Origin of the sequence: Paractinoplanes maris (assembly GCF_023544465.1) — a bacterium.
GTDB lineage: Bacteria > Actinomycetota > Actinomycetes > Mycobacteriales > Micromonosporaceae > Actinoplanes > Actinoplanes maris.
The window spans coordinates 345466-354393 of the sequence record NZ_JALPVL010000003.1 but is presented as its reverse complement, the minus strand read 5'-3'; the positions used below and the strand labels follow the sequence as shown (position 1 = coordinate 354393).

Genomic DNA, 8928 nt, shown 5'->3' with positions numbered 1-8928 from the left:
TGCAGGCCCGGCGAGAGGCGCGGACCGGGCCGGCCGCTCCATCACGCCCCGAAATCAGCGGCTCGCGGCGGTGGGGACGGGTCAGTCGAGGGCGGGCATGGTGGCCTTGCCCTTGTCGGCCAGGATGAACGGGGTGTCGATGTCGGGAGTGCCTTCGCCGATGGTCACGGCGGCGACGCCGGTGCCGGTGCCGGCGATCTCGCCGGTCGGGTCCTGGATGATGAAGGTGTCGCGGCCGGTGCGGATCGTGTAGGTGGGCTTGCCGTTCGACTCGCCCGTCTTACGGAATCGGAACAGCTGGTCGGCGGCGGCGGCGTCACAGGCCGTCGTCCTCACGGCGGCGGGGCGGCCGCCGGGGCCGAGCTTGGCCGAGAGGCAGTACGGTTCGCCGCCCTTGCGCAGCTTGGCGGTGCGGATCCAATACTGGTCGCCGCCCGGCTTGACCGCGGTGAGCACGAAGAGTTCGCCGTCGCCGAACTTCTCCGACAGGCCGATCTTGCCGTCCTGGACCACGCCCAGCGTCCCTTCGCTGTTCTTGGGCAGGAGGTAGACCTGGCGGGTGCCGCTGAAGACTCCGCCGCCTCCGCCACCGCCGCCGGCGGCGGCCGCGGTGGTGGTCTTGGTGGACGACGGCGTGGACGTCGGGGCCGGCGATGACGCGGTCGGTGACGACGCGGCCGGCGGTGACGCGGTCGGGGCCGACGACGGGGAGGTTGAGGCCGGGGTGGTGGCCGACCCGGTGGTCTCCTCGGCGGCGGCGCAGGCCGTGGTCAGCAGCAGCCCGGCCAGGACGGCAGTGATGGCCGGGACGCGGGTCGAAATGCTCACGAAGGACTCCTCATGGTCGGGGGCTTGGTGAGCATCTTTCGGGAGATGTCCACCCCGTCCCCGGCCCGGAGTCGTTCATGGCAGTAATAGGGGAGAGCGAGCGAGGCCGCCCCGAGCACCGGCCCGCCGGCCGTCAGGTGGGTGTCAGGGCTTGCGGCCGATGGCGCCGTAGGCCTCGATGGGCTCGATGCCGTCGCCGTCGGGGCGCCATGAGCTGATCTGGGTCAGGCCGGGCTCGACCAGTTCCAGGCCCTCGAAGACCGTGGCCAGATCCTTCGGGCTGCGCAGGATGTAGGGGATGCCGCCGCTGTCGGCCAGCTTCTTGGCGCCCTCGACCACGGCCTGTGACGTGTCGGTGCCGTCCCAGAAGACCAGGTAGCTGCCGGACGGGACGCGGGCCATCACCGTGCTGACGATCGAGCGGATGACCCGCAGGTCGGGCTCGTAGCCCATCACGCCCATGAACATGACCGCGACCGGCTCGGAGAAGTCGAGCGCCTGCTCGGCGTCGGCCAGGATCTTCTCGGGATCGTGGTAGTCGGCGTGGACGTAGGTCGTCACGCCCTCGGTGGTCGCGCCGACCAGCAGGGCGCGGGCGTAGGCCAGGACCATCGGGTCGTTGTCGACGTAGACGATCTTGGACTCGGGAGCGATGCTCTGGGCCACCTCGTGCGTGTTCTGCATGGTCGGCAGGCCGGTGCCGATGTCGAGGAACTGGCGGACGCCCGCCTCGCCGGCCAGATAGCGGACCACCCGGATCAGGAACTTGCGCGACTGCTGCGCCATCAGCACGATCTCGGGATAGACCTGGGCCACGGCGTCGCCGGCGGCGCGGTCGGCGGCGAAGTTGTCCTTGCCGCCCATCCAGTAGTTCCACATGCGCGCCGCGTGCGGCACGTCGGGCTGCAACTCGGCGGGGGCCTCTTGGTCCGTCATGGGGAAGTTTCTATCTGCTGCGCTCCCTGAGCACAACCACCCATTGTGGAGACTTAGAGCCGTTCCAGATCGATGAGCACGGACTTGAGGATGTCCGGCGTCCGGGCCGGCGGGGCGGCCTCGATGATGAGCCGGCCGAACGCCGCCGCGTAGTGGTCCACGTCCTCGCGTTTGTCCAGGTAGAGGGCACTGGTCAGATGCTCGATGTAGACCACGTCGTCGAGCTCCTCGTGCGGGAACCGCAGGATGCTGAACGCGCCGCCGGCCGCCGCGTGCCCGCCCGAGTCGAAGGGAATCACCTGAAGGCGTACGTTGGGCTCCTCGCACGCCGCCAGCAACGCCCGGATCTGCTCGCGCAGCACCTCGCGCCCGCCGATCAGCCGGCGCAGCACCGCCTCGTCGAGCACCGCCCAGAAGGTCGGCGAGTCGGGCCGGGCCAGCGTCTCCTTGCGGGCCATCCGCAGCTTGGCCAGCCGGTCCACCTCGTGCTGGCCGGGGTTGTTGTGCCCGAGGCGGATCACGGCCCGCGCGTACGCCTCGGTCTGCAGCAGCCCGGGGACGAACTGGATCTCGTACGTGCGGATGAGCTCCGCCGCCTGCTCGAGGTCGAGGTAGCTGTGGAACCAGCTCTCCAGCACATCGCCGTAGGTGTGCCACCAGCTGGGTGAGTTGGCCGCCTTGGTCAGCTCGAGGAGCCGCTGGTGCTCCTGCTGGTCCTCGACGCCGTAGAGCACCAGCAGGTCGCTCACGTCGCGGGCTTTGAAGCCGACGCGGCCCAGCTCCATCCGGCTGATCTTGGATTCGGACGCGCGGATGCGGTAGCCGGCGGCCTCGCGGCTCACGTTGGCGGCGAGGCGCAGTTCGCGCAGCCGTGCGCCCAGCTGCAGCCGGCGCACGGTCGAACCGCCGCTGTCCCCTCGCCCGATCATGGTGACCTGCTTATCAAGAACGTGGCCGGCGCGCTACGGCTTGCGGCCGACGGCGCAGTACTGGGAGATCTCCGGATCATCAGATCGCCACTTGGTCACCGGAACCACCCCCGGATGGACGAGTTCCAGCCCTTCGAACAGGTGAGCGATCCGAGCCGGACTGCGGAGGTGATATTTCGGATTGGCCGAGAGGTTCCAGATGCGGCTGGCCTCGAGGGTGGCCGGGTCGGTGTCGGAGCCGTCGTACATCGCCAGGTAGCTGCCCGACGGCAGGTCGCGCAACAGCCGGACGATGATCGCGCGGGCGGTGTCGTCGCTCTCGATGTGCCCGAGCACTCCCATGAGTGCCAGCGCGACGGGCCGGCCCAGGTCGAGTGTGCGCGACGCGGCCCGCAGGATCGCCTCGGGGTCACGCAGATCCTCGTGCACGTAGTCGGTGGCGCCCTCGGGGGTGCTGGTCAGCAACTCGCGGGCGTGCGCGAGGACCAGCGGGTCGTTGTCCACGTAGACCACGCGGGTGTCGGGCGCGGCGGCCTGGGCCACCTGGTGCGTGTTCTCGGCGGTGGGCAGCCCGGTGCCGATGTCGAGGAACTGCCGGATGCCCGCTTCGAGCGTGAGGAAGCCGACGGCCCGGGCGAGGTAGGCCCGGGAGAGCCGGGCGTGCTCGGCGAGCTGGGGGAGGGTGGCCGTGATCTGGTCGCCCACGGCGCGGTCGGCCGCGAAGTTGTCGGTGCCGCCGAGCAAATAGTTCCAGATCCGGGCGGTCTCCGGAACATTAGTGTCCAGCCTGGACACGTCTACTGCCACGCGAAACATCCTCACTCGGGTGGACAGGGACGTCCAGTGTGGATCGGACGCGAACGTGAGCGCCGGGCACGCACAGTACCGTACCCGGCGTCGCTTCGCGCCTACTCTCCGACTGTTTCCGGATTTGCCGGTGCCGGCGCCCAGAATGTGACGCCGCTATCACCGCGTCACGCCGGGTACCGCCGGCTCGTCCCGACGGTATGAACGAGCATCGAGTGGTCATCGTCGGCGCCGGGTTCGGCGGTCTGTTCGCCGCCAAGGCGCTGCGCAAGGTCCCGGCCCGGGTCACCGTCGTCAACGGCACCACCTATCACCTCTTCGAGCCGCTGCTCTATCAGGTGGCGACCGGCATTCTGAGCGAGGGCGAGGTGGCGCCGCCGATCCGGGAGCTGCTGCCCGGGCGCGACATCCAGCTGGGCTGGGTCGAGGACGTCGATGTCGCCGCCCGCGAGATCGTGGTCAGCTCACCGGACGGGCGGGAGAGACGTGTTCCGTACGACTCGCTGATCGTCGCGGCCGGAGCCGGCAACTCGTACTTCGGCCACGAGCGGTTCGCCGAGCACGCCCCCGCGCTCAAGGACATCGACGACGCGCTCGAGGTGCGCGGCCGGATCTTCCACGCCTTCGAGATGGCCGAGCTCGAGGAGGACCCGGAGCGGCGCCAGCAGTGGCTGACCTTCGTGCTCGTCGGGGCCGGGCCGACCGGGGTCGAGCTGGCCGGGCAGATCGCCGAGCTGGCGCATCGCAGTCTGCGGGGGCAATACCGGCGGGCCGACCTCACGACGACCCGGGTGGTCCTCGTCGACGCGGTGGACCGGGTGCTGCCGGCCTTCGACGAGGCCCTGTCGGTGTCGGCCCTGAAGCAGCTGCGCAAGCTGGGCGTCGAGGTCCGGCTGGGCACGCGGGTCACCGACGTCGACGCGTACGGGGTGAAAGCCGAGACCGCCGGGGGCGAGGAGCGCATCGAGGCGTACACGAAGTTCTGGGCCGCCGGAGTCGCCGCGCCCGCCCTGGCCGGCCGGATCGCCGCCGCCACCGGAGCCGCCACCGACCGGGCCGGCCGCATCGCGGTCGAGCCCGACCTCACCGTGCCCGGCCACCCGGAGATCTTCGTGGTCGGCGACATGGCCGCGACCGGGCTGCCCGGCGTCGCCCAGGTGGCCATGCAGGGCGGCACCTATGCGGCCCGGACGATCGCGCGCCGGTTGGCCGGCAAGCCCGCCGGCAAGCCGTTCAAGTACTTCGACAAGGGCAACATGGCGACGATCTCGCGCTTCTCGGCGGTCGCCGACGTGGGGCCGCTGCACCTCGGTGGACTCGTCGGCTGGCTGGGCTGGCTGGGCGTGCACCTGTTCTATCTGGTCGGCTTCAAGAACAAGGTGACGACGTTGTTGCACTGGCTGGTCAGCTTCCTCGGGCGTGGCCGGGCCGAGCGCATCTCGACGACGCAGCAGATCCACGCCCGCAACGCGCTACAGCTCGTGCGGCAGCAGGTGACGCCAGGCCGCCCGGACGAACTCGACCGGTGAGACGCGGTAAGCGGGCCACGGATCGCGCCCGGCCGGCAGCGTCCGGCGGGCGAGCTGTGCCTGCTCGCCGTACACGGTCTGCTCGGCGTAAGAGGTGCCGGGCCGCGGCAGGCCGGTGGGCCAGGGCGCGGCGGTGCCGGGCGGATCGTCGAGGCGGACGGTCGCGATCAGGATCGCGTTGGGCCGCCACGGTTCGCCGCCGGCCAGGACCGTACGCCGGAGGTCTTGAACGTGCCGGTCGAGTGCCCGCAGCGGGTCCGGGAAGTCGTGGCGGGGATCGCCGTCGCCCCAGCCCGCGAGCTCGGCCGTGAGGTGGGTGCCGTCGTCCCGTCGGACGGTGACGTGGTCGACCGGGCGGTCCCGGACCGGGCGGTCGGGGTCGCGGCGGGTGTTGCGCGGGTCGCTGAGCACCTCGACGGCGTGCCTGCGCAGGGATTCCGCCTGGCGCGGGCGCAGCGGAAGGCCGGCCGCGGCATCGGCGTACGCGGTGTGGTCGTCGTAGACGGCCAGGGCGGGCGGGGTCAGAACTCCCTCGCCAGGGAAGAAGAAGCCGCCGGGGCGGGCCCACTCGAAGACCGGCCGGCGGGCGGCGGCGTGGGCGGGCGCTCCGATCAGCACGGCACCGGCGAGCGCCCCACCGGCGAGCAGCAACGTCCTACGGTCCATGGGCAGGACACTAACCGGGCAGAAGCCCCCCGGGGCGCGTCCGCCGAAAGTTCGCCCGACTCAGCTCGCGTGCTCCCGGAAGCGCTCGACGGCCTGACCCGAGACGGCCTTGCCGTGCCCGAAGACGGCGTGCTCGAAGGTGTAGGACCCCAGCTTGGCCAGGCTGCGGGCCTGTTGCGCCGGGTCCTCGGACACCTGGGTGGGCCCGTCGGTCACCTTGCCGTCGCGGGTGCTCGACGCCGTGTCGCCGGCGAACAGGATGCCGCCCGCCCGGTCGAGCAGATAGGACACGTGCCCGCGGGTGTGGCCGGGAGTGTGGATGGCGGTGAAACCCGGCAGCGGCTCGGACTCCTCGCCGGTGATGAGCTGGTCGAGTTTGGTCGGCTCGGCGGTGCCGATCAGGCGGACGGCGAACCGGGCCAGCCCCTGAGGCTCGGGCGGGCGGATCGCCCCGGTGATGCCGGGGGCGTCGGCGGCGTGCGCAAAGACCCGGGCGCCGGACCGCCGCCGGACGTCGGCGACGTTGCCGATGTGGTCGAAGTGCTGATGGGTCAGCAGAACCGAGGTCACGTCTCCGATCTGCCTGCGCAGGCTGTGCAGGGCGCGGTCGATCCGCTTGGCGTTGCGGGGGAGCCCGGTGTCGACCAGCACCACCCCGTCGTCGGTGACGACGAGATGCATGTTGACGAAGCCCAGGCCGAGTTCGAAGACACCATCGATTACTTCGCGCACCCGCTCATCCTGCCAGCCGGCCGCGCTGACCGGCGTCAGGCGAGCTCGTCGACCCGGTGCGGGCCCAGCGACTCGGGCTGCGAACCGGTGACGGTCACCTGCTCCGGGATGTCGGACAGGGGCAACTGGGCCGCGCCGGCGCCGGCGATCGGGCGCGGACGCCGCGGGCGGGACTCGCCGGCGCTGCCACCCCGGCCGGGGTGGATGAACAGGCCGTGAGCCGGGTCGGGGACCGCGTCGAGCGCCGCGGAGACCAGTGGCAGGGCGCGGTAGGAGCTCCACGACTCATCGGTGCGGAACGCGATCTCGAAGAGCACGCCCCACGTGTGGGTGTGCCACTCCCACTCATAGGCGCCGTGCGTGACGGCGGCCTCGGTCAGGGCGTTGCCCAGGGAGTCGCGCCAGGCGCGCGCGGTGCCGCGAGGCCCGTCCAGCACCTCGATCGACCACCACCGCAGGTTCATGACATCGACTGTAGAGCTGTCCCGCGAGCCCGTCGGCCCCGTGGAAAAGGTGGCACACCCCGGACCGGAATTGATCAGACTTTATTTGATCGAAATGCGCCACTAATCGGGGAGTCCTTTTTCTTCGATGGCTGGCCGAAAGGATGGTTGCCGGGTGCGCGGCACGTTCCTAGGTTGGATTTGCTGATAACGCGGGAAACATATCTGTCGGGGGGACAGGATGAAATTCACGCATACGTTGAAAATGGTCGCGGCGGTGGGGACCGGCGCGATCACCGTCCTGGCGGGCGTGCCCGCCTATGCGGGGGGTGGTCACGGTGCGAAGCCCGCAGTCCGGACCATCACCACCAAACTGAGCGGGCCGTTCGGCCTGGACGTCCTGTCGTCGCGGGTCGCCCTGGTCGCCGAGTCGGACAGCGGTGAGGTCACCGCCGTCAATCTGAGATCCGGTCGCCGCACCACGCTGATCTCGAAGGTGCCGGGGGTGTCGGGGGTCGCCGCCACGCACGGAAAGATCTATACGCTGATCGGCGGGCCCAATGAGGAAGGCGCCGCGCCGCCGTCGAAATATCCGCCGGCCTCGGTGCTCGTGTCCGATGCGAGAGGCAAGCACGTCCGCGTTCTGGCCGATCTGCTGAAATACGAGTTGCGACACAATCCCGACCGGCAGAAACAGTTCGACAAGTCCGGAAAGCCCTATGACGCGTTGTCCAACCCGTTCAGCATGGTGGCCACCCGGTGGGGTCTGCTGGTGGCCGACGGCGGGGCGAACGACGTGCTCCGGGTCGACCCCCGGACCGGGCGGGTGTCCACGTTCTTCGTGCCGCCGAACCCGAAGACCAAGGCCTGCCTGGCCAAGGGCGCGCAGGCCAACCCGGGGACGATCGGCTGTGACCCGGTGCCGACCGGCATCGCCGTGCAGGGCCGGCACGTCTACATCTCGACCCTCGGGGCCGAGCAGCCGGGCGCCGCGGCGATCTACAAGCTGGACGGCCGCAGTGGCCACGTGCTGAAGAAGTGGTCCGGCTTCACCTCGCTGACCGGTGTCGCGGTCAGCCCGCGGGGCACGCTGTTCGCCTCCGAGGTGCTGTTCGGCGCGCCGGCCGGTGACCCGCCGCCCGGGTTCGACCCGTCCAAGGTGGGTCGCCTGACCCGCATCGACCACGGCCGGGTCACGCACGCCGCGGTGACGATGCCGACCGGGCTCGAGTACTTCGACGGCAAGCTCTACGCGACCTCGTGGAGCATCGCCGGACTGCTCGGCATCAAGGACGCCGGTCGCCTCGTCCAGGTGAACCCGTCCGCCTTCAAGTAGCCGTACGACCTCTCAAGTAGCCGCACGACCGCAGCCGCCGGGGTGACGACCAGGTCACCCCGGCGATCGCTGTCAGGAACCGCGGATACGATCGGACGCCGTCGAGGTCAGGTCGAACCAGGGGGCACCGTGCAGCCGTACCGCATCTTCCGGATCACCGCGATCGCGGAGGCGTTCTCGTGGGCGGGCCTGCTCGTCGGCATGTATCTCAAGCGGGTCGCCGAGGTCACCGACCTCGGCGTCTGGCTGTTCGGCCGGATCCACGGGGCGCTGTTCGTCGCGTACCTCGTCGCCGCGCTCTGGGTGGCCCGTCGCGAGCGCTGGTCGCTGCCGCGCACCCTGGTCGGTCTGGCCGCGTCGATTCCGCCCTTCACGTCGCTGATCTTCGAGCGCTGGGTCGCCCGGCGCCGCACACCTACCGATGCTGCTATTTCGGAAATGTCTATTCCGAGCTGAACGGCAATGCCGGATCGGCCGTTCGGATGAACCCGCTCCCAACGTTTCAGGGACGCATTAAACGTCTTGTCCCACCGCACCCCGGCCAGCGATTGTTCTCCGGCCGGGTCGGCCACGAGCCGGGCCGACGTGCTGCGGTCGCAGGACGGATATGCCGTTATCGGGGGTGCATATCCGAAGACCGCCGTTTCGTCGGTGCTGCTCGTGGCGACACCCGCTCCTCCGTGTGGCCGAGGCCGCACGGATTGTCGTCGTGGACCGGTTCT

General features: G+C 70.4%; 10 protein-coding genes. 3 read left to right on the top strand and 7 right to left on the bottom strand.

The window, feature by feature from the left end; translation table 11 throughout:
- Positions 1–81 precede the first annotated feature (81 nt).
- The 4 genes from NAG42_RS10735 to NAG42_RS10720 form a co-directional block, all read right to left on the bottom strand.
- Positions 82–828 carry a hypothetical protein gene (locus NAG42_RS10735; protein ID WP_250029964.1) on the bottom strand — a complete coding sequence of 249 codons (747 nt, stop codon included), beginning with the start codon at positions 826–828 and terminating at the stop codon, positions 82–84.
- Positions 829–972: 144 nt separating this feature from the next.
- Positions 973–1764, bottom strand: a complete 792-nt coding sequence (locus NAG42_RS10730) for an SAM-dependent methyltransferase (RefSeq protein WP_250029962.1) — start codon at positions 1762–1764, stop codon at positions 973–975.
- A gap of 53 nt (positions 1765–1817) precedes the next feature.
- Positions 1818–2693, bottom strand: coding sequence for a Sco1979 family transcriptional regulator (locus NAG42_RS10725; RefSeq protein WP_250029960.1), 876 nt, complete (start codon positions 2691–2693; stop codon positions 1818–1820).
- A gap of 33 nt (positions 2694–2726) precedes the next feature.
- Positions 2727–3509 (bottom strand): SAM-dependent methyltransferase, encoded by a 783-nt coding sequence (locus tag NAG42_RS10720; protein WP_438872388.1) that lies wholly within the window; start codon positions 3507–3509, stop codon positions 2727–2729.
- A 206-nt stretch (positions 3510–3715) separates the two neighbouring features.
- Between NAG42_RS10720 and NAG42_RS10715 the strand changes: the two genes are divergently transcribed.
- Positions 3716–5029 (top strand): NAD(P)/FAD-dependent oxidoreductase, encoded by a 1314-nt coding sequence (locus NAG42_RS10715; RefSeq protein ID WP_250029956.1) that lies wholly within the window; start codon positions 3716–3718, stop codon positions 5027–5029.
- On the opposite strand, the gene NAG42_RS10710 is transcribed toward NAG42_RS10715, so the two are convergent.
- From NAG42_RS10710 to NAG42_RS10700, 3 genes are read right to left on the bottom strand one after another with little or no spacing between them, the layout of a single operon-like run.
- Positions 4973–5695 (bottom strand): hypothetical protein, encoded by a 723-nt coding sequence (locus tag NAG42_RS10710; protein WP_250029954.1) that lies wholly within the window; start codon positions 5693–5695, stop codon positions 4973–4975. The genes NAG42_RS10715 and NAG42_RS10710 overlap by 57 nt on opposite strands.
- A gap of 60 nt (positions 5696–5755) precedes the next feature.
- Positions 5756–6427 (bottom strand): MBL fold metallo-hydrolase, encoded by a 672-nt coding sequence (locus NAG42_RS10705; protein WP_250029952.1) that lies wholly within the window; start codon positions 6425–6427, stop codon positions 5756–5758.
- Positions 6428–6462: 35 nt separating this feature from the next.
- Positions 6463–6891 (bottom strand): hypothetical protein, encoded by a 429-nt coding sequence (locus NAG42_RS10700; RefSeq protein WP_250029950.1) that lies wholly within the window; start codon positions 6889–6891, stop codon positions 6463–6465.
- Positions 6892–7111: 220 nt separating this feature from the next.
- On the opposite strand from NAG42_RS10700, the gene NAG42_RS10695 reads away from it, so the two are divergent.
- Both NAG42_RS10695 and NAG42_RS10690 read left to right on the top strand, forming a co-directional pair.
- Positions 7112–8206, top strand: coding sequence for a ScyD/ScyE family protein (locus NAG42_RS10695; protein ID WP_250029948.1), 1095 nt, complete (start codon positions 7112–7114; stop codon positions 8204–8206).
- Between the two features lie 129 nt (positions 8207–8335).
- Entirely contained in the window at positions 8336–8662 is a 327-nt protein-coding gene (locus NAG42_RS10690; protein WP_250029946.1) for a DUF3817 domain-containing protein, read from the top strand.
- The last annotated feature ends 266 nt before the right edge of the window (positions 8663–8928 follow it).

What these genes read in the sequence shown, in the direction of transcription:
- NAG42_RS10730 (WP_250029962.1), bottom strand. Translation starts at nt 1,764, where the DNA reads ATGACGGACCAAGAGGCCCCCGCCGAGTTGCAGCCCGACGTGCCGCAC.
- NAG42_RS10725 (WP_250029960.1), bottom strand. Translation starts at nt 2,693, where the DNA reads ATGATCGGGCGAGGGGACAGCGGCGGTTCGACCGTGCGCCGGCTGCAG.
- NAG42_RS10720 (WP_438872388.1), bottom strand. Translation starts at nt 3,509, where the DNA reads ATGTTTCGCGTGGCAGTAGACGTGTCCAGGCTGGACACTAATGTTCCG.
- NAG42_RS10710 (WP_250029954.1), bottom strand. Translation starts at nt 5,695, where the DNA reads ATGGACCGTAGGACGTTGCTGCTCGCCGGTGGGGCGCTCGCCGGTGCC.
- NAG42_RS10700 (WP_250029950.1), bottom strand. Translation starts at nt 6,891, where the DNA reads ATGAACCTGCGGTGGTGGTCGATCGAGGTGCTGGACGGGCCTCGCGGC.
- NAG42_RS10695 (WP_250029948.1), top strand. Translation starts at nt 7,112, where the DNA reads ATGAAATTCACGCATACGTTGAAAATGGTCGCGGCGGTGGGGACCGGC.